15 protein-coding genes, 4 tRNA genes, 3 rRNA genes and 1 other annotated feature are annotated in these 20,489 nt (G+C 48.2%); all 22 genes read left to right on the top strand.

What is annotated here, in order from left to right:
- Positions 1–134 precede the first annotated feature (134 nt).
- The gene (locus tag MKY44_RS22390) at positions 135–983 is read left to right on the top strand and encodes a M23 family metallopeptidase (RefSeq protein ID WP_074096243.1); all 849 of its coding nucleotides are present in this window, start codon (positions 135–137) and stop codon (positions 981–983) included.
- Positions 976–1,836: a M50 family metallopeptidase gene (locus MKY44_RS22385; protein WP_341008640.1), complete on the top strand. Its 861-nt coding sequence runs from the start codon at positions 976–978 to the stop codon at positions 1,834–1,836. The genes MKY44_RS22390 and MKY44_RS22385 overlap by 8 nt, the downstream gene beginning before the upstream one ends.
- A gap of 106 nt (positions 1,837–1,942) precedes the next feature.
- The gene (locus tag MKY44_RS22380; protein ID WP_341008639.1) at positions 1,943–3,193 is read left to right on the top strand and encodes an Rne/Rng family ribonuclease; all 1,251 of its coding nucleotides are present in this window, start codon (positions 1,943–1,945) and stop codon (positions 3,191–3,193) included.
- Between the two features lie 56 nt (positions 3,194–3,249).
- Positions 3,250–3,334: a sequence feature (ribosomal protein L21 leader region), on the top strand.
- Between the two features lie 14 nt (positions 3,335–3,348).
- Positions 3,349–3,660, top strand: a complete 312-nt coding sequence (gene rplU / locus MKY44_RS22375) for a 50S ribosomal protein L21 (RefSeq protein WP_017692620.1) — start codon at positions 3,349–3,351, stop codon at positions 3,658–3,660.
- 14 nt (positions 3,661–3,674) lie between these two features.
- Positions 3,675–4,004, top strand: a complete 330-nt coding sequence (locus MKY44_RS22370) for a ribosomal-processing cysteine protease Prp (protein ID WP_036605912.1) — start codon at positions 3,675–3,677, stop codon at positions 4,002–4,004.
- Between the two features lie 23 nt (positions 4,005–4,027).
- Positions 4,028–4,339, top strand: coding sequence for a 50S ribosomal protein L27 (gene rpmA, locus MKY44_RS22365; RefSeq protein WP_017692622.1), 312 nt, complete (start codon positions 4,028–4,030; stop codon positions 4,337–4,339).
- Positions 4,340–4,429: 90 nt separating this feature from the next.
- The gene (locus MKY44_RS22360; protein WP_341008637.1) at positions 4,430–5,227 is read left to right on the top strand and encodes a Spo0B domain-containing protein; all 798 of its coding nucleotides are present in this window, start codon (positions 4,430–4,432) and stop codon (positions 5,225–5,227) included.
- A 17-nt stretch (positions 5,228–5,244) separates the two neighbouring features.
- The gene (gene obgE / locus MKY44_RS22355; protein ID WP_076216952.1) at positions 5,245–6,555 is read left to right on the top strand and encodes a GTPase ObgE; all 1,311 of its coding nucleotides are present in this window, start codon (positions 5,245–5,247) and stop codon (positions 6,553–6,555) included.
- Between the two features lie 229 nt (positions 6,556–6,784).
- The gene (locus MKY44_RS22350; RefSeq protein ID WP_017692625.1) at positions 6,785–7,222 is read left to right on the top strand and encodes an ACT domain-containing protein; all 438 of its coding nucleotides are present in this window, start codon (positions 6,785–6,787) and stop codon (positions 7,220–7,222) included.
- A gap of 58 nt (positions 7,223–7,280) precedes the next feature.
- A complete protein-coding gene (locus MKY44_RS22345) occupies positions 7,281–8,567 on the top strand; it encodes a homoserine dehydrogenase (RefSeq protein WP_341008636.1) in 1,287 nt (428 codons plus the stop codon).
- Between the two features lie 115 nt (positions 8,568–8,682).
- Positions 8,683–9,753, top strand: a complete 1,071-nt coding sequence (gene thrC / locus MKY44_RS22340; RefSeq protein ID WP_341008634.1) for a threonine synthase — start codon at positions 8,683–8,685, stop codon at positions 9,751–9,753.
- Positions 9,750–10,718 (top strand): homoserine kinase, encoded by a 969-nt coding sequence (gene thrB / locus MKY44_RS22335; protein WP_341008633.1) that lies wholly within the window; start codon positions 9,750–9,752, stop codon positions 10,716–10,718. The genes thrC and thrB overlap by 4 nt, the downstream gene beginning before the upstream one ends.
- Positions 10,715–11,587 (top strand): prephenate dehydratase, encoded by an 873-nt coding sequence (gene pheA, locus MKY44_RS22330; protein WP_047841177.1) that lies wholly within the window; start codon positions 10,715–10,717, stop codon positions 11,585–11,587. Before thrB ends, pheA begins: the two co-directional genes overlap by 4 nt.
- Positions 11,588–11,735: 148 nt before the next feature.
- Positions 11,736–12,620 (top strand): branched-chain-amino-acid transaminase, encoded by an 885-nt coding sequence (ilvE, locus tag MKY44_RS22325; protein ID WP_017692630.1) that lies wholly within the window; start codon positions 11,736–11,738, stop codon positions 12,618–12,620.
- A gap of 195 nt (positions 12,621–12,815) precedes the next feature.
- Positions 12,816–14,456 carry a LysM peptidoglycan-binding domain-containing protein gene (locus MKY44_RS22320; RefSeq protein ID WP_341008630.1) on the top strand — a complete coding sequence of 547 codons (1,641 nt, stop codon included), beginning with the start codon at positions 12,816–12,818 and terminating at the stop codon, positions 14,454–14,456.
- Positions 14,457–15,004: 548 nt separating this feature from the next.
- Positions 15,005–16,557 (top strand): 16S ribosomal RNA (locus tag MKY44_RS22315).
- A gap of 314 nt (positions 16,558–16,871) precedes the next feature.
- A 23S ribosomal RNA gene (locus MKY44_RS22310) occupies positions 16,872–19,797 on the top strand.
- Between the two features lie 78 nt (positions 19,798–19,875).
- Positions 19,876–19,992, top strand: a 5S ribosomal RNA gene (rrf, locus tag MKY44_RS22305).
- The 16S, 23S and 5S rRNA genes sit together here with 4 tRNA genes alongside, the layout of an rRNA operon.
- 38 nt (positions 19,993–20,030) lie before the next feature.
- A tRNA-Ile gene (locus MKY44_RS22300) sits at positions 20,031–20,104 on the top strand.
- Positions 20,105–20,138: 34 nt separating this feature from the next.
- Positions 20,139–20,214, top strand: a tRNA-Ala gene (locus MKY44_RS22295).
- 1 nt (position 20,215) lies between these two features.
- Positions 20,216–20,291 (top strand) — tRNA-Asn (locus MKY44_RS22290).
- A 4-nt stretch (positions 20,292–20,295) separates the two neighbouring features.
- A tRNA-Glu gene (locus MKY44_RS22285) sits at positions 20,296–20,367 on the top strand.
- The last annotated feature ends 122 nt before the right edge of the window (positions 20,368–20,489 follow it).

The raw sequence follows: 20,489 nt of genomic DNA, 5'->3' as shown, positions 1-20,489 counted from the left end.
TTATTCATTATCTGATTACATGACAGCCGTGGCTTATAGCCCGGCTTTTTTTGTTACCTGCGGGCAGGCTTGTTCATATTATCAACCACCTCTTCATAGGATGTAGTAAACAAGCCTCGGCGGGAGGACATTCCATGAACACGAAACTCAGAATCAAGCAGAGACGAGAAGAACGCATTCGGCGACTGATGGATGGTGCCACTGTGGAGGTCTTACAGGAGCAGAAATTAGGTTCACTGTTGGACAAGAATGAGATCATACACCCAAAACCATTTACGCCTAGTGAGGGGATACAGGAAAGAGATCCGGAATGGTTGTGGAAAAAAGAGAATGGTCATTTCGTTCCAGGGGGGCATTCGAGATTCAACCTGTTCAAGTCACTTTTCAAACGGACGGTTATTAGCGCTTTGATATTTGGCGGAGTATGGGGTCTATTTCAGTTGGATACATCGTGGACGACATCACCCAAAACAGTAATTGCGGATGCACTCCATCGTGATATGGATTTTGCCTCAGCAGCGGCTTGGTATGAACGGCATTTTGGAGGAACGCCTTCGTTTCTTCCGGTCCTCGGACATACGACGGATGCCGTGAACGGATTGAAAGTAAGGCAGTTACTGGGCAAACCGATCTCAGGCACAGTGGTTCAGCCATTCGCGCTGAGCATGAAGGGAATTGAGATCGTTCCGGATGCCGCAGGTGCAGAACTTATACAGGTCGCAAGTTCTGATGCTGGGCGTGTCATGGAGGTTATCGGAGATGCAGCAAGTGGATTCACAGTTGTCATCCAACATACAGGCAATGTCACGGCAATATATGGTCGGCTGAACGAAAGTGAAGTGAGCGTGAATGATTGGGTGGAGGCGGGGAATCCAGTGGGGAGTCTAAAGGCTACGGGTGGTGAACAACCGGCCACGCTCTATTTTGCAGTCAAAGAGGGGGAGGAGTACGTAGACCCGGCGGAAGTTGTTGCCCTTGATTAGGGTGTGGGGAGTCCGTATTACGTTTCATCCGTTTTTTGTAATTATTATGATGGCCTCCCTTCTGACTGGACATTTTATTGAACTTATTACGTTGTTTGCCATCGTATTCATTCATGAATGTGGACATGCTGCGGCGGCGGCACTTCTGGGCTATCGTGTCTTGTCGATCCAGATGCTTCCTTTTGGAGGAGTAGCGGTTATCGAAGATGGAGGTACGATCACGGCCTACCGGGAAATCATGATTGCTCTGGCTGGTCCATTACAAAACATCCTGATGGTTGGCGTGGTTATGCTGTTGCAGTATGGCAATCTGGGCGATCCGGTATTTCTCAACTATATCATTCAGGGGAACCTGCTCATTGCTCTCTTTAATCTGCTGCCTGTACTTCCTCTGGACGGAGGTAAAATTGTTCAGGCACTTGTCAGTCTGTGGGCACCCTACTATACAACATTAATGTGGACTTACAGAATTAGCATTCTGTGTAGCGTAGGGGTTATTTTATATGCTATCAGCCGATGGTTTACTGGAGACTACGGCCTACCGCTCAACATTCTGTTAATCGGCCTTTTTTTGTTCTATTCCAACGTAACGGATTACCGAAATGTACCCTATCGCTTTATTCGTTTTCTTATGAATCGAGAGGGTGCGTTCGCTCGTCACGCGGCTACTGGCAGTTTGGCGCAGCCAATAATCTCATTTCCGGCGAAACCTTTGGACACTATTTTGCGTCTATTAAAGAGAGAAAGATACCATATGGTATACGTGATGAACAGACAGGGTCGAATTATGGCCGTCTTGCCTGAGCAACGGATTATCGGTTCCTATTTTCAACAAAATGGTGATCAATTGTAGTGTTCTGGTGGACCTGTTCTGAAATGGGTTAATATATGTACAATGAGAATTGAAAAGATACTGAAATGGATGTGGATGATTTGAATTGTCTTCTAGAGGTGAAGCCATGAAACAAATGATAGTACATAATGAACATAACCTCATGCAAATGGCGCTTCTGGAAGAAGGCAAAGCTGTGGAATTTACGGCAGAGCGTACACGCGATCGTGGACTGCTGGGTTCCTTTTTCAAGGGACGGGTCGTGAATGTGTTACCAGGTATGCAAGCTGCTTTTGTGGATATTGGTCAGAAAAAGAATGCGTTCCTCTATGTGGACGATGTGTTGCATCCCCATCTGGAGAAGCAGCCCAAGGTGAAGCCTTCCATCTCGGAGTTGCTTCGTCCGGGTCAGGAAGTCATTGTTCAGGTTCTGAAAGAACCGGTAGGAGGCAAGGGAGCCCGGGTGACGACTCATTATTCACTCCCGGGCCGTTGGCTTGTCTACATGCCTGTTGCTGACTATGTAGCGGTATCCAAGAAAATTGCCCGTGAAGGGGATCGTTCCCGTCTTAAGGCACTTGGGGAGCAACTGAGGCGGGATGAAGAAGGACTTATTATTCGAACCGTATCTGGAGAAGAGCAGCATGAAGCCATTAAGTCGGACTTGGAAACATTACGTGCGCAGTGGTATCTGATTCGTGAAAAAGCGGACAGTTTGCCTTCACCAAGCCTCTTGCATCGGGATCATAGCATGGTACAGCGAATCATCAGAGATGTGTATACGCCAGGGAGTGACGAAGTCATCACTGATAGTGAAGGACAAGCCCGTGAGGTAAAAGCATTGCTCGAAGAAATTAGTCCGGGTCATCAACCCAAAGTACAGGTGTACCGGGGAACAGAATCCATCTTTGCTGCCTATGGTGTGCAGGAACAGTTGAATAAGGATTTTGCCCGGAAAGTGTGGTTGCCCGGAGGCGGATACATTGTCATTGATCATACCGAAGCTCTGACTGTAGTGGATGTGAACACAGGCAAATATACGGGAGCTGGCGGTGACAGTCTGGAAGAGACCGTGACAGAGACCAACATACAGGCAGCAGTGGAGATTGCCCGTCTGATGCGCCTGCGAGATATCGGTGGCATGATTATTGTCGACTTCATTGATATGGAGGAAGCCTCGAATCGGCATGACGTCGCAGCAACGTTGGAGGGCGAGCTCAAGAAGGATCGGACCAAAGCGTTTGTAATGGGGTGGACCAAGCTGGGTTTGCTCGAACTTACCCGTAAGAAAGTGCGGGAAGAAAGTACGTTACCCTATGTGGAGCCGTGTTCTTCCTGCCATGGTACGGGAAAAAGATATATTTCACCTTTGCATTGATTTTTGATATATTGCGTGATATAATCTTCAAGTATGTGTTTAGCCTAATGGTCTTGCACATGCTGTAACCGCACTGGCCGGGTATAAGAACAGTTCCGCAAGGACACTGTCACCTGAGAACGGGCGAGTCTGAGACATGAGGAGGTGCAAGGCAAATGTACGCAATTATTGAAACAGGCGGCAAACAGTACAAAGTCCAAGAGGGCGATGTTCTGTTCATCGAGAAATTGACTGCGAACGATGGCGAAAGCGTAACGTTCGACCGTGTCCTGGCTGTATCTAACGATCAAGGTTTGACAGCAGGTACACCATTGATTTCCGGAGCTACTGTAACGGCTAAAGTGGAGAAACATGGCAAAGGACAAAAGGTTATCGTATACAAATACAAACCTAAAAAGAACTACCATGTGAAGCAAGGTCACCGTCAACCGTACACTAAAGTAACTATCGAAACAATCAAAGCGTAAAGAAGGTGCGATAAGTGATTATCGTTCAAATCTTTCGTGATGAGGACGGGAACATCGAACGTTTTTCCATTGAAGGGCATGCTAATTTTGCCAAGCGGGGAGAAGACATCGTATGTGCCGGGGTATCCGCTGTTACAGTGGGTACGGTGAATTCGATTGAAACATTGACCGGTGTCGAAATGGATGCCAAGATGAAGAATGGCTTTTTAAGCGGTTCTTTACCTTTGTTAGAGAGAGGGGAAACCTGGTCCCAGGTACAATTGTTACTCGAATCCATGGTGGTTATGCTCTCTAATATTGCAGAGTCATACGGGAAGTATATTAAAATACAGCAATTCAAATAAGCAAAGAAGGAGGACAACCAATCATGTTGAAATTAAATCTTCAGTTATTCGCATCGAAAAAAGGTGTAGGTTCCACGAAGAACGGACGTGACAGTAATGCTCAACGTCTGGGTGTTAAACGTGCTGATGGTCAAACTGTAACTGGTGGTAGCATTCTCGTTCGCCAACGCGGAACGAAAATTCACCCAGGAACTAACGTTGGCATCGGTAAAGATGACACTTTGTTCGCGAAAATCGACGGCGTTGTAAAATTCGAACGTTGGGGACGCGATCGCAAAAAAGTAAGCATCTACCCTGTTAATGTTGCTCCTGTAGCAGCAGCAGTAGAAGCGTAATATCGGCATTCCGCCTAAGGAGCCTTCGGCATTTTTGCCGAAGGTTTTTTGTATTCAACGGTTATTCGATAATGAACTGGCAGAAAAGACATGTTATACTTGGTTACGGTGGGTGTAGACCAACCGAGTTTTGTAGAACGGGGAGAAGCCATGAAATCTTGGAAAAGAGTGCCGTGGATTGCGGCATGTTCACTTCTGATTCCTTTGGTTTTCGTTATGTTGTATCCGGCGATGATCTCAAGCGTCGTGTGCGCATTGTGGTCCGTCGCAGTATTGCTCATTTCTGTGAATGCGATGAAGAAACAGGCGGAGGCGGAACGCAGAGCCATCATACAATCCATGGAAAAAACAGCAATTGCTTCATTAAATCATCATCGACACGACTGGATGAACGACCTTCAGGTGTTATATGGATATCTTCGGCTGGGCAAACTTGATAAATCCTTGCAATGTGTGGAAAGAATAAAAGAGCGGGTTACAGAAGAAAGCCGAATCTCCAGATTAGGTATTCCTTCCCTCGTATTTTATCTTCAGTCTTTTCGCGCCAGTGGAATTGCGCTGGACTTGCATGTGGAAATAGAAGATGAGTTGCAGCTTAGTGCTCTGGTCTCTCCCGAGGATGGCGAGTCACTTACCGGGGCGATTGCGGATGCAATCAGGGCCTATCAATATGGCGGCGGCCGGTCTTCTTGGGGAGAGGTTCGCAAACTGACCTTAAAATTCGGACAGGATCATGGAGATGTGGTTGTCCGACTGGACGGGGATCAAACACCCGATCCGGAAACACTGCGGCAGCTTACTGCCGTACTCAAAGGAAAAAAAGTCAGAACGGAGCAGTTTCCGTCTGAGGATACGTTTATACAATTCAGAATGCCGTGTGGAATATAGGAAGAAGGGGTTAACCAATGTTTGTAGATAAAGCGAAGATTTATGTAAAAGCCGGAGACGGAGGGGACGGAATTATTTCGTTCCGTCGTGAGAAGTATGTACCAAACGGCGGACCTGCCGGGGGCGATGGAGGCAGAGGAGCTGACATCATTTTCCGAGTGGATGAAGGTTTGCGGACGTTGATGGATTTCCGTTACCAGCGTCACTTCAAGGCCCCACGTGGTGAGAAGGGACGTAATAAAAGTCAGCATGGTGCAAACGCGGAGAACATGATTGTACGCATTCCACCAGGAACTATCATCTTGGATGAAGACAGTGGAGAAGTGCTGGCGGATATGACACGTCACGGTCAACAGGTTGTTATTGCTCGTGGTGGTCGGGGCGGACGGGGTAACATCCGATTTGCTACACCGAACAATCCTGCACCTGAACTTGCTGAGAACGGTGAAGAAGGACAAGAGCGTTACATCGTACTCGAACTGAAAGTTATGGCAGATGTTGGTCTGGTTGGTTTCCCGAGTGTCGGGAAATCCACATTGCTTTCTGTCGTTTCGTCAGCCAAGCCAAAGATCGGTGCATACCATTTCACAACCATTACACCGAATTTGGGTGTAGTCGGTGTAGGAGAAGGCCGAAGCTTCGTCATGGCCGATTTGCCTGGACTGATTGAAGGTGCGCATGAAGGGGTCGGACTGGGACATGAGTTCCTGCGTCATGTCGAGCGTACTCGTATTATTGTTCATGTCGTAGATATGTCGGGTTCGGAAGGACGCGATCCTTTTGAAGACTGGCAGAAAATCAATGACGAATTGAAGTTGTACAATCCGCTTCTCGCCGAGAGAACACAAATTGTAGCAGCTAACAAGATGGATATGCCAGACTCAGAAGCGAACCTGGAGCAATTTTTACAGCAAGTTCGTGAGGTTCAACCTGATATTGAAGTGATGCCAATTTCATCCTTGACCCGGAAAGGGATTCAAGAACTTCTGTATCGTGCAGCTGATCTGCTGGATCAGGTTCCAGACGAGCGAGTGGTTGAAGAGGTAGCAGATGTATCTGAACGTAAAGTATACAGTCTGGACAAAAAAGAAGACGATGGTTTCAAAATTGTGCGTGAGAATGAAATGTTCGTTGTCGAAAGTGCTAAGATTGACCGCATGATGAAACGGATGCAACTGAACTCACATGAAGCTATATTGAAACTCGCACGTACACTGCGTTATATGGGTGTGGACGCTGAGTTGCGTAAGCGCGGAGCTGTAGAAGGCACCATTGTGCGTATTGGAGACTTTGAATTCGAATTCGTGGAAGGCAGCAGTTACTACTAAGTAGCCGTCTTTTGCGGAGAGACAGATTGATATAGGAACGCAGAGAAGTGGGAAGTTGACCCGCAACTCTGCGTTTTTTTTGTTTTTTCCTGACATGGGAGAGGGATAAACTTGTATACTGTGAGGAACGTATTTCAAAAAATAGGCGTGTCATGTATTGCCCTTTTGTCATAGATCCTATATAATGTCCACTATATGAATACATGAGTCTTTGAGGAGAGGACGTTCTGTGAACGAACGCTATTACTTAGTACGGGAAGATATTTTACCAGAGGCTGTGGTGAAGACCATGCAGGTAAAAGAACTACTGGCTTCTGGTGATGTTAAAACAGTGCATGAGGCGGTTGAACAGGTCGGATTAAGCCGGAGTGCCTTTTACAAGTACAAGGATGGAATTCATCTGATCAACCAGCTTGAGCGCGAGAGAATTGTAACGATCTCCATTGATCTGGAGCATCAGTCGGGTATCTTGTCTCGTGTGCTTGGACATGTAGCTGGTTATGGAGCTAATGTACTCACGATTAATCAGAGTATACCGCTTCAGGGAAGAGCCAATGTTGTCATTTCAGTTGAAACGACACATCTTCATGGCGAAATTGGTGAAATGCTGGATCGAATGCAAGATATGCCTGGAGTAAGACGCACGCGTATTGTAGGCCAAGGTTAAATAGGCTTTAACATACAGGACTGACAGACAAGAATAGACATTAGGGGGTAGATCGTTAGTGAAACCAGTAAAAGTCGGATTGTTGGGTCTGGGAACTGTCGGAACGGGAGTCGTTCGCATTGTGGAAGGGAATCAGGAGGATCTGAGCAGTCAGGTTGGATCGCCGATTATCATCGAGAAGATCGCAGTGAAAAATACAGAGAAAGAACGTGTTATTGCTGTAGACCGTGCCAAACTTACGGAAGATCCTTGGGAAGTCATTCGTCATCCGGATATTGATGTCATCGTTGAAGTCATGGGCGGCATTGATCAGACGAAGGAGTATATTCTTGAAGCATTGGAACGTGGGAAACATATCGTAACAGCAAACAAAGATCTCATGGCATTGCACGGTACAGAGATTTTGGCGAAGGCACAGGAAAAACAATGTGACGTGTTCTATGAGGCGAGTGTTGCTGGAGGGATTCCGATCATTCGTACGCTGATTGAAGGTTTCTCTTCTGATCGGATTACCCGCATTATGGGGATTGTGAACGGAACAACGAACTTTATTCTGACCAAAATGAGTCAGGAAGGTGCATCCTATGAAGAAGTACTTTCTGAAGCACAGGCTCTGGGATACGCCGAATCCGATCCAACTTCCGATGTGGAGGGACTTGACGCAGCTCGCAAAATGGCGATCTTGAGTACACTCGGTTTCCGTACCAATGTGGAGTTGAAGGATGTAACCGTTAAAGGAATATCCTCCGTAACTCGTGAAGACATTATGTATGCCAAAAGACTGGGCTATGAGATGAAATTACTTGGTATTGCGGACCGTATTGGCGATGAGATCACGATCAGCGTTCAGCCGACTATGGTTAGACAGAATCACCCGATTGCTTCAGTCAACGGTGTGTTCAACGCAGTATATGTACACGGTGAAGCTGTAGGGGAGACGATGTTCTACGGTGCGGGTGCGGGAGAACTTCCAACGGCAACTTCGGTTGTAGCTGACATTGTGGCGGTTACCAAAAACCTTAAACTTGGCGTGAACGGTCTCAAAGCAATTGTGCCTTATAAGATTAAGCGACTACAAAGTGACGAGCAGATCGTGTCGAAAAACTTTATTTTACTACACGTAGACGACAAAGCCGGTGTATTGGCACAAATCACACAAATTTTCGCAGAATATGATGTCAGTCTGGCGTCGGTTGTTCAACAGCCGAATGAGCACAACCCGGATGCCGAGATCATTATCGTTACACATAATGCAAGTAAGGCAAGCATGGATAAAGTGTTAAAACATTTTGAATCACTAAGCGTCATTCGCCGCATTAAGAGTGTTTACCGGGTCGAAGGATAATTGTCCTTATCCCATACGGCATCTCAATTATTTCAGTTATAACGTACAAGTTAATCATATCCGTTTCAACAGGTCATCATTTCAGATTATTAAAACATAAAGGAGTTTACCCACAATGAGATATCAAGGACTTTTGCAAACGTACAGAGAGCACCTTCCAGTTAATGAAAATACACCCCTGCTTACGCTTCAGGAAGGAAATACACCGTTGATTCATGCAGAGAATCTGTCTGAGGAGCTCGGTTTGAATGTTTACTTCAAATACGAAGGTTTGAACCCTACAGGATCTTTCAAAGACCGCGGTATGGTTATGGCTGTTGCCAAAGCTATGGAAGAGGGCAGCCGTACGATCATGTGTGCATCGACAGGTAATACGTCAGCAGCTGCAGCAGCTTACGCTGCACGTGGTGGCCTCAATTGTATCGTACTGATCCCGAATAACAACATTGCACTAGGTAAACTGGCCCAAGCCATGATCTATGGAGCTAAAGTGATTGCGATTAATGGTAACTTTGACCGTGCACTGGAGATTGTGCGTGAGATCACAGCCAAACATCCGATCACACTTGTAAACTCTGTGAATCCGTTCCGGATTGAAGGACAGAAGACAGCAGCGTTTGAAGTAATTGAACAACTTGGCGAAGCGCCTGACGTTCTGGCTATTCCAGTCGGTAATGCGGGTAATATCTCGGCTTATTGGAAAGGTTTCAAAGAATATAAAGATGCAGGCAAGTCCAGCACACTGCCACGCATGGTTGGTTTTGAAGCTGAAGGTGCGATGGCCATTGTCAAAGGTGAGCCGATCCTTGAACCTGAAACGGTAGCAACAGCAATTCGAATCGGTAATCCGGCGAGCTGGAAAACGGCAGTAGCTGCAGCTGAGGAATCCGGTGGACAGATCAACTATGTAACGGATGAACAAATCCTGACAGCGTATCGTACACTTGCTTCTCGTGAAGGAATTTTTGCTGAACCTGCTTCTGCGGCTTCCCTTGCCGGTGTATACAAACTGAAGAGTGAAGGGTACTTTAAAGGCGGAGAGACTGTAGTTTGTGTACTGACAGGTAATGGCCTGAAAGATCCTAATATTGCGATCAAAACAGTAGCGACTGAGCCACTTGTTGTTGAAGATACGGAAGAAGCAGTAATGGCCGCTATTGCACAACTGGAGCAGCAATCTGTATGAGTTTGCGTGAAAAGGTAACTGTAAAAATACCTGCAAGCACAGCCAATCTCGGTCCGGGGTTTGATACCCTGGGCATGGCATTGTCTTTGTATGCCTGGTTGGAAATGAAACCTGCCGAGCAGACAACATTTCATCTTCACGGCAATCATTTGACAGGCCTGCCTACAGACAAATCGAATTTGATTTACGAAGTGGCCCAGATGGTATTCGATGAAGCCGGGGTGTCCGTACCTGAATTGGAGATTTCCATGTATTCCGATATTCCGCTTACGCGGGGACTCGGGAGCAGTGCATCAGCCATCGTTGGTGCATTGGCAGCAGCGAATGCATTAATTGGTGCACCTTTATCCGATGCCAAGCTTCTGGATATGGCCACATCCCTCGAGAAGCATCCTGATAATGTGGGAGCATCTCTGTATGGCGGTATTATTACGGCTGCATGGAATGGTCAACAGGTAGATCATATACGTATTGAACCACACCAGGATTTGCAGGCTTTGGTTATTGTACCTGAATTCCAGCTGTCTACTTCAAAAGCAAGGAATGTGATTCCTGAGCAATTTGGCATGTCTGATGTGGTGCATAACATTAGCAGATCCTCACTGCTCGTTGCGGCTTTGACGAGTGGACGACTGGATATGATTCAGAAGGCGATGTCAGATCGAATTCACCAACCATATCGGGCATCATTGGTGCCAGGCATGGCTGAGATATTGGAACATGCCGTCGATCATGGAGCGTTGGGAGCTGCCCTGAGCGGAGCTGGACCGACCGTATTGACTTTGGTAGATCGTCATGACACCCGGAAAGCGGGATTGGAACAATACTTGCTGGACACTATGGAGCGGGAGGGCATATCGGCCTCAGCACTGTGGCTCGATCCGGATTTGGACGGTGTAACCGTGCTGCCTGATCAAGACGAACGTCCTTTTCTGGACAGAATCAAAGGGGAAGTTAATGCATGAAACGAATTGCAGTATTACCTGAAGGCTCAGTCTCTCATGAGGCAATTGATTTCCTTTTCAACGGGGAACCATTGGATTTGCTTCATTCCAAGCTGATTTCGGATGTGTTTAGAGCAACGGATAGCGGGATTGCACAATACAGTGTCATTCCGATTGAAAATACCATCGAAGGTTCCGTTAGTCTTCATATGGACTGGCTTGTGAACGAGGTGGACATTCCGATGCAAGCGGAGTGGGTGTATCCATCCATCCAGAATGTTATTGGACATGGCTCGGAATTTAAGACAGAGAGTGGCGAGTATGACTTTGGTAGAATTACCAAGATTATGTCTCACCCTGTGGCTATTCCGCAGTGTCAGAATTTTATTCGGCTGCATTCACCCGGGGCCGATCTTGAAGGTGTGAACAGTACAGCCGAAGCTGTAGAAATTGTGAAAAAAAATCCGGGTAAGGGCTGGGTGGCTATCGGTACCAAACTTGCTGCTCAGAAGCATGGATTGGACATTATGGCTGAGCGGGTTACAGATCATGACAACAACTACACTCGTTTTGTGCTCATCGGCCATGAACCTGTGAACATTCCACGTGAACCGGATCATGTAAAAACCAGCTTGCTGGTGACGTTGCCAGAAGATGCACCGGGTGCGTTGCATCAGGTATTGTCGGCTTTTGCCTGGCGGAAGCTGAACTTGACCCGTCTCGAATCTCGTCCAACGAAGAAACGATTGGGCAGTTACTATTTTTACATTGATGTTGTGGAAACGGTCGATTCGGTATTGCTTACCGCAGCCATGGCAGAGATTGAAGCATTGAATTGTCAGGTGCGCGTTCTGGGTAGCTATCCTTGTTATACATATCCTTCGAGATAATTGACCTGATGGTGTTTGGGAATGTTAGAAGGTTGTCATAAGTCGGGGTAGAATGAGCGAGTAATGGCTTGTCATTTGGTGTACAATGGACGGGTTAATAACGTTTCGGAGTACAGGGAATGGATATTTTATGGAGGTGCAGTCATCGGTGGCAGAACAATGGATCTATTTGGATGGTCAATATGTGACCAAAGAGAACGCAACTGTTTCGGTATATGATCATGGATTTTTGTATGGAGACGGGATTTTCGAAGGTATTCGGATCTATAACGGAAATATTTTCAGATGTAAGGCCCACTTGGATCGTTTGTATGATTCGGCAAAATCCATTAGTTTGAACATTCCGCTGTCCATTGATGAGATGCTGGAAGTCATGGCTGAAACGGTACGCCGTAATGATATGCGTAATGGTTATATTCGTCTTATTGTATCGCGTGGCCCTGGTAATCTGGGGTTGGACCCATTACGTTGCCCTAAGGCATCCGTAATCATCATCGTGGAGCAATTGGCGATCTATCCGGAGGAAGCGTATCTTACTGGATTGAAAGCCGTGTCGGTATCCCAACGCCGGAACATTCCGGACGCATTGAATCCGAAAATTAAATCGTTAAACTATCTGAATAACATCCTGGTTAAAATCCAGTCTAACTATTCAGGTGCTGGTGAAGCAATTATGCTGAACTCCCAAGGTTACGTTACTGAGGGTTCAAGTGATAACATCTTCATCATCAAAAATGGTGTAGTGTACACGCCGCCTTGTTATCTCGGAGCACTTGAAGGGATTACACGTCAAGCGATTATCGATCTATGTGGCGAACTCGAGCTTGAATTAAAAGAAGTGCCATTCACCCTGCATGATGTGTATATCGCAGACGAAGTCTTTTTCACCGGGACAGCTGCAGAAGTTATCGCTGCATATGAAGTCGATGGAAGAACAATTGGCACGGGAGTAGCAGGTCCGGTAACGCTGAGACTGCTGGAAGCATTCCGTCAGATTGTTGACAAAGATGGATATAAAGTGTGGGAATCTTAAGTTAGAATTGCATAACATAGGGAACAGGAATCCTCCTTGTCCGATAAAATTCTGCATACCTGGTGTATGGGGATTTTGGAGACAGGAGGATTTTTTTTGTTTAGTTGATGTCATTAGCCCGGTTTCTGCATAGGATGTAGTAACGGTATGGGCGAATGTACTGCCCAAGTATGACGTCTAGGAGGTTAGTTCCCTGTGAAAATACACATGGTGAAAAAAGGCGACACATTATATCTGCTGTCCCAAAAATACAATGTAGCGCTGGACAAATTGATCGCGGCTAATCCGCAAATCACAAATCCCGACAAGTTGGATATTGGCATGAAGGTCAAAATTCCTGCCGAGCCAGTAACACCGAAACCGGAGGGTGTGCTCCACAGTCATAAGGTGCAGCAAGGAGATTCGTTATGGAAGTTGGCACAAGCCTGGGGAGTTCCTTTAAAAGACATGGTCAATGCCAATCCGCAGTTGAAAAATCCGAACGCTCTGCTGGTGGGGGAGACAGTTTATATTCCATCTATGCACGCACAAGGAAACAGCACATCTAATTCGGGTGCCAGCAATATTGCTGCTCATGAAAAGTTGTCACCTGAAGGTAAGGAATACACGGGAGTCAAAGAACCGGAACCACCGGCTCCAGTAGCGCCAACTCCCCCTGCTCCGGTAGCAGAGGTTCCTGTACCTGTTCCTGTTCCGGTCCCGCTGCCTGCTCCACCACCAGTCAATACGGAGAAGCCGAATGTGAAGCCTGAACTGGAGGTACTGCCGCAGTTACCGGAGCTTCCTGAAGTGAAACCCGAAAAGGAAACGCACAAAAAAGAAGAGGTTAAACCCGAAGTTTATGTAAAACCGGTAGCAGAATCCAAGAAATACACAATGCCTAATCTATCGCCAGAAAGTATGCCTTTGCCTGTAATGCCTAACACAAAGTCTCCAACTGAGGTTGCACCAGCAACGAAAAAACCTTGTGGTTGTGGTAATAAGTTGCATCATGCGCCAGCCGAGCACCCTTATGTTCAAATCCCGGTTCCTGTACAAGAGGTGTATGGTGCTCAGCAAGACATGTACACGGCAGGAGCGAGTAACAATGCGTCGTTTCCAGGGATTCCGGAAGTTAGTCCTTATAGTGGCAGTGATCTGCCTAACAGTCCGTGGACTGGCGCGGAGCAGGGTTATAACCACAATAACGCTATGCCGAATCTGTCCGCAGAAATGCAAAACAACTCATTTCCGATTGCGCCAGCTGGCGAAGTGAATAGTCCATTCCCAACGTATTCAGCACCTAGTCATATGAATCATCAGCCGCCTTTCATATCTCCATACTCAATGCTTCCGTACCCTCCATGCGGATGTGGCTCACATACACATATGCCTCAGTATACTTATCCTTCTCATGGTTATCAGGATCCGGCATGGAATATGTACGGTCCTTCGTACGGTATGCCGCCTGAAATGTCCACATCAACGATGCCAAACCAGCCTATTGAGTATGCTTATCAGAATCCGTACCCTACTCAGAACATGGTTCCCCCGTCCCCGCTTGGAGCATTTGGTGAAATGTATCCTCCTCAGGGGCAAGGGAAGGGTGGCAAAAAAGGGGGGCGTGAAGACGCTAACTTAAGTCAGGTAGCAATTGAAGAGGTTGGATCAGATTCGGAAGGGAAGTCCAAGCAAGCAGGGAGTAAGCCGGCCGCTGCAAAACGCAGAACAAACAAGACTCCTCTGAAGAATAAATCCAAGGTATCCGTGTCCGGGAAAACATCCAGAGAGGGTGCAGCTACTTCCAACCAACGGAAATCCGATAAAAAGCGTCGTAATCCATGGATACAAAACTAACCTGGGGATTGCGATTGATGAATAAGTGAGGTACCTGTTATATAAGCGGGAAGCCAGCTCTGTAATAGAGAGCTGGCTTCCCGCTTACCTGAGTGAACATTGAGTTGCGCATAACGGAGATATAGTTGCTCAGGAAATGATAGAAAGCATTTTATTAAGAAGTTATTGAAAACCCTTTCATAAATGTGTTAAAATATTTGTACCCTATGAGCGTAACCTAATATGATAGGACAAGATTAGGGAACGGATATGATAGCTTTAGCTAATGCAAAACTACTAAAGAAAAGAAATGAAAAAAACTGTTGCATTACATTCAGCCGTATGATATATTATTTAAGTCGCCGCTGAAACACACGGCTGGCACGGGAAACACAAGAGATGATGAAACAAGTTTGATCTTTGAAAACTGAACAACGAGTGAGTAAACATTCTGCTTGCAGAATGAACGCGAAAGTTTGAAACAAGCCTTGGCTTGAATCGACTGGAGCACAAATGAGATTTTTTAATCTCGTCAGATTCAAAATGAGCTTATCGCTCTTTTCAATACTTTATTGGAGAGTTTGATCCTGGCTCAGGACGAACGCTGGCGGCATGCCTAATACATGCAAGTCGAGCGGAGTTGATAGGAAGCTTGCTTCCTTGATACTTAGCGGCGGACGGGTGAGTAACACGTAGGCAACCTGCCCTCAAGTTTGGGACAACTACCGGAAACGGTAGCTAATACCGAATAGTTGTTTTCTTCGCCTGAAGGAAACTGGAAAGACGGAGCAATCTGTCACTTGGGGATGGGCCTGCGGCGCATTAGCTAGTTGGTGAGGTAACGGCTCACCAAGGCGACGATGCGTAGCCGACCTGAGAGGGTGATCGGCCACACTGGGACTGAGACACGGCCCAGACTCCTACGGGAGGCAGCAGTAGGGAATCTTCCGCAATGGGCGAAAGCCTGACGGAGCAATGCCGCGTGAGTGATGAAGGTTTTCGGATCGTAAAGCTCTGTTGCCAGGGAAGAACGCTTGGGAGAGTAACTGCTCTCAAGGTGACGGTACCTGAGAAGAAAGCCCCGGCTAACTACGTGCCAGCAGCCGCGGTAATACGTAGGGGGCAAGCGTTGTCCGGAATTATTGGGCGTAAAGCGCGCGCAGGCGGTCATTTAAGTCTGGTGTTTAATCCCGGGGCTCAACCCCGGATCGCACTGGAAACTGGGTGACTTGAGTGCAGAAGAGGAGAGTGGAATTCCACGTGTAGCGGTGAAATGCGTAGATATGTGGAGGAACACCAGTGGCGAAGGCGACTCTCTGGGCTGTAACTGACGCTGAGGCGCGAAAGCGTGGGGAGCAAACAGGATTAGATACCCTGGTAGTCCACGCCGTAAACGATGAGTGCTAGGTGTTAGGGGTTTCGATACCCTTGGTGCCGAAGTTAACACATTAAGCACTCCGCCTGGGGAGTACGGTCGCAAGACTGAAACTCAAAGGAATTGACGGGGACCCGCACAAGCAGTGGAGTATGTGGTTTAATTCGAAGCAACGCGAAGAACCTTACCAGGTCTTGACATCTGAATGACCGGTGCAGAGATGTACCTTTTCTTCGGAACATTCAAGACAGGTGGTGCATGGTTGTCGTCAGCTCGTGTCGTGAGATGTTGGGTTAAGTCCCGCAACGAGCGCAACCCTTATATTTAGTTGCCAGCACTTCGGGTGGGCACTCTAGATAGACTGCCGGTGACAAACCGGAGGAAGGTGGGGATGACGTCAAATCATCATGCCCCTTATGACCTGGGCTACACACGTACTACAATGGCCGGTACAACGGGCTGCGAAATCGCGAGATGGAGCCAATCCCAACAAAGCCGGTCTCAGTTCGGATTGCAGGCTGCAACTCGCCTGCATGAAGTCGGAATTGCTAGTAATCGCGGATCAGCATGCCGCGGTGAATACGTTCCCGGGTCTTGTACACACCGCCCGTCACACCACGAGAGTTTATAACACCCGAAGTCGGTGGGGTAACCGCAAGGAGCCAGCCGCCGAAGGTGGGATAGATGATTGGGGTGAAGTCGTAACAAGGTAGCCGTATCGGAAGGTGCGGCTGGATCACCTCCTTTCTATGGAGAATCGTTTCCTGCAACGGAAACATTCAAATATGCAGCTTAGCTGTAAAACACTCACTCGTTGCTCAGTTTTGAGAGCTCAAACTCTCAAACAGCTTGCTTTTGCATGGAGCTTGTTCTTTGAAAACTAGATATCGAAACGAAACAAACGCGAATTAGAACATTCCTTTAAGCTGATCTTGTGTAAACAAGTGAAGTGTTTATAAAGGTAGTTAAATTGCTTTTGTGATGGTATCGGGTGAGAGCGACTTTTGGATTTGGACGTAGTCCAAACCAAGGGAAGCGAGCGACCGAAACCGGAACAAAATGGTTAAGCTACTAAGAGCACACGGAGGATGCCTAGGCGCTAGGAGCCGATGAAGGACGTGGCGAACAACGAAACTGCCTCGGGGAGCTGTAAGCAAGCTTTGATCCGGGGGTGTCCGAATGGGGAAACCCAGCTGGGGTAATTTCCAGTTACTCATAACTGAATACATAGGTTATGTAGAGGCATACCAGGGGAACTGAAACATCTAAGTACCCTGAGGAAGAGAAAACAATAGTGATTCCGTCAGTAGCGGCGAGCGAACGCGGAGAAGCCCAAACCAGAGAGCTTGCTCTTTGGGGTTGTGGGACGTCTCACATGGAGTTACAAAGGAACCGGTTAAGCGAAGAGGTCTGGAAAGGCCCGCCAAAGAAGGTAAAAGCCCTGTAGTTGAAAGTTGGTTCCCTCCGAGACGGATCCCGAGTAGTGCGGGGCACGTGAAACCCCGTATGAATCCGGCAGGACCATCTGCCAAGGCTAAATACTTCCTAGCGACCGATAGTGAAGCAGTACCGTGAGGGAAAGGTGAAAAGCACCCCGGAAGGGGAGTGAAATAGAACCTGAAACCGTGTGCTTACAAAAAGTCAGAGCCCGTTTTAGGGGTGATGGCGTGCCTTTTGTAGAATGAACCGGCGAGTTACGTTCCCGTGCAAGGTTAAGGTGAAGAGCCGGAGCCGCAGCGAAAGCGAGTCTGAATAGGGCGATGTAGTACGTGGACGTAGACCCGAAACCGGGTGATCTACCCCTGTCCAGGGTGAAGGTGCGGTAACACGCACTGGAGGCCCGAACCCACGCATGTTGAAAAATGCGGGGATGAGGTGGGGGTAGCGGAGAAATTCCAATCGAACTCGGAGATAGCTGGTTCTCCCCGAAATAGCTTTAGGGCTAGCCTCGGAAAACAGAGTCGTGGAGGTAGAGCACTGATTGGGTGCGGGGCCCGCAAGGGTTACCAAGCTCAGTCAAACTCCGAATGCCATAGACTTACTTCCGGGAGTCAGACAGTGAGTGCTAAGATCCATTGTCAAAAGGGAAACAGCCCAGACCATCAGCTAAGGTCCCCAAGTGTGTGTTAAGTGGGAAAGGATGTGGAGTTGCACAGACAACCAGGATGTTGGCTTAGAAGCAGCCACCATTGAAAGAGTGCGTAATAGCTCACTGGTCGAGTGACTCTGCGCCGAAAATGTAACGGGGCTAAACACACCACCGAAGCTATGGCTTGATGCTTTGCATCAGGGGTAGGGGAGCGTTGTATAAGGGTTGAAGGTGTACCGTAAGGAGCGCTGGACATTATACAAGTGAGAATGCCGGTATGAGTAACGAAAAGATCAGTGAGAATCTGATCCGCCGAAAGCCTAAGGGTTCCTGAGGAAGGCTCGTCCGCTCAGGGTAAGTCGGGACCTAAGGCGAGGCCGAAAGGCGTAGTCGAAGGACAACAGGTCGAAATTCCTGTACCACCGTAAGCCGTTATGAGCAATGGGGGGACGCAGTAGGGTAGTGACGCGGACTGATGGATGTCCGTCTAAGCAGTGAGGCTGATGTGTAGGCAAATCCGCACATCGTAAGGCTGAGCTGTGATGGGGAGCGAAAATTATAGTAGCGAAGGTCATGATCTCACACTGCCAAGAAAAGCCTCTAGCCAGGTGATGGTGCCCGTACCGCAAACCGACACAGGTAGGCGAGAAGAGTATTCTAAGGCGCGCGGAAGAACTCTCGTTAAGGAACTCGGCAAAATGACCCCGTAACTTCGGGAGAAGGGGTGCCCCGGTAGTGTGAATAGCACGAGGGGGCCGCAGTGAAAAGGCCCAAGCGACTGTTTAGCAAAAACACAGGTCTGTGCGAAGCCGTAAGGCGAAGTATACGGGCTGACGCCTGCCCGGTGCTGGAAGGTTAAGGGGAGTGGTTAGGAGCAATCCGAAGCTGTGAACCGAAGCCCCAGTAAACGGCGGCCGTAACTATAACGGTCCTAAGGTAGCGAAATTCCTTGTCAGGTAAATTCTGACCCGCACGAATGGCGTAACGACTTGGGCGCTGTCTCAACGAGAGATCCGGTGAAATTTTAATACCTGTGAAGATGCAGGTTACCCGCGACAAGACGGAAAGACCCCATGGAGCTTTACTGCAGCTTGATATTGAATTTGGGTACGATCTGTACAGGATAGGTGGGAGCCTTTGAAGCATGAGCGCCAGCTTGTGTGGAGGCAACGTTGGGATACCACCCTGATCGTATCTAGGTTCTAACCTGGTACCGTAATCCGGTGCGGGGACAGTGTCAGGTGGGCAGTTTGACTGGGGCGGTCGCCTCCTAAAGAGTAACGGAGGCGCCCAAAGGTTCCCTCAGAATGGTTGGAAATCATTCGAAGAGTGCAAAGGCATAAGGGAGCTTGACTGCGAGACCTACAAGTCGAGCAGGGACGAAAGTCGGGCTTAGTGATCCGGTGGTACCGCATGGAAGGGCCATCGCTCAACGGATAAAAGCTACCCTGGGGATAACAGGCTTATCTCCCCCAAGAGTCCACATCGACGGGGAGGTTTGGCACCTCGATGTCGGCTCATCGCATCCTGGGGCTGAAGTAGGTCCCAAGGGTTGGGCTGTTCGCCCATTAAAGCGGTACGCGAGCTGGGTTCAGAACGTCGTGAGACAGTTCGGTCCCTATCTGTCGTGGGCGTAGGAAATTTGAGAGGAGCTGTCCTTAGTACGAGAGGACCGGGATGGACGTACCGCTGGTGTACCAGTTGTTCCGCCAGGAGCACCGCTGGGTAGCTATGTACGGACGGGATAAACGCTGAAAGCATCTAAGCGTGAAGCCCCCCTCAAGATGAGATTTCCCAGTATGTAAGACCCCTTGAAGACGACGAGGTAGATAGGCTGGGGGTGGAAGTGCAGCAATGCATGGAGCTGACCAGTACTAATCGGTCGAGGGCTTATCCAATAGCAAGTTGTAATTCGCATGTTTCGTTTCGAATCTAGTTTTCAGAGAACGATCTCTGAATGTAAGCTAAGCTATGCGTTTGGTGGCGATGGCGGAGGGGTTCCACACGTACCCATCCCGAACACGACCGTTAAGCCCTCTAGCGCCGATGGTACTTGGACCGCAGGGTCCTGGGAGAGTAGGACGCCGCCAAGCGAAACCCCATTGGGGTATTTTTTTTCGAAAATTGATAAGGGCCCTTAGCTCAGTTGGTTAGAGCGCACCTCTGATAAGGGTGAGGCCGGTGGTTCGAGTCCACCAGGGCCCATAGCAAGACCAAAACAAGAAATACACCAGAGTATGGGGCCATAGCTCAGCTGGGAGAGCGCCTGCCTTGCAAGCAGGAGGTCAGCGGTTCGATCCCGCTTGGCTCCACCATTCCCTGATAGCTCAGTTGGTAGAGCACTCGACTGTTAATCGAGTTGTCACAGGTTCGAGCCCTGTTCGGGGAGCCAGTAAGGCCCGTTGGTCAAGGGGTTAAGACACCTCCCTTTCACGGAGGTAACAGGGGTTCGAATCCCCTACGGGTCATAGCTATATTTATAGCTTCAACAAGGGATGAGAATCCCAAAGGTTCGTCGGAGGATATACCTCGTTAGCAACTGCTTCGCAGTCTCGAACGAAGTGAGAGTATCCCCTACGGATCATAATAT

This window comes from Paenibacillus sp. FSL R7-0026 (genome assembly GCF_038004485.1).
In the GTDB taxonomy this organism is placed as follows: Bacteria; Bacillota; Bacilli; order Paenibacillales; family Paenibacillaceae; genus Paenibacillus; species Paenibacillus xylanexedens_A.
This window is presented reverse-complemented; position numbering and strand designations above follow the sequence as displayed.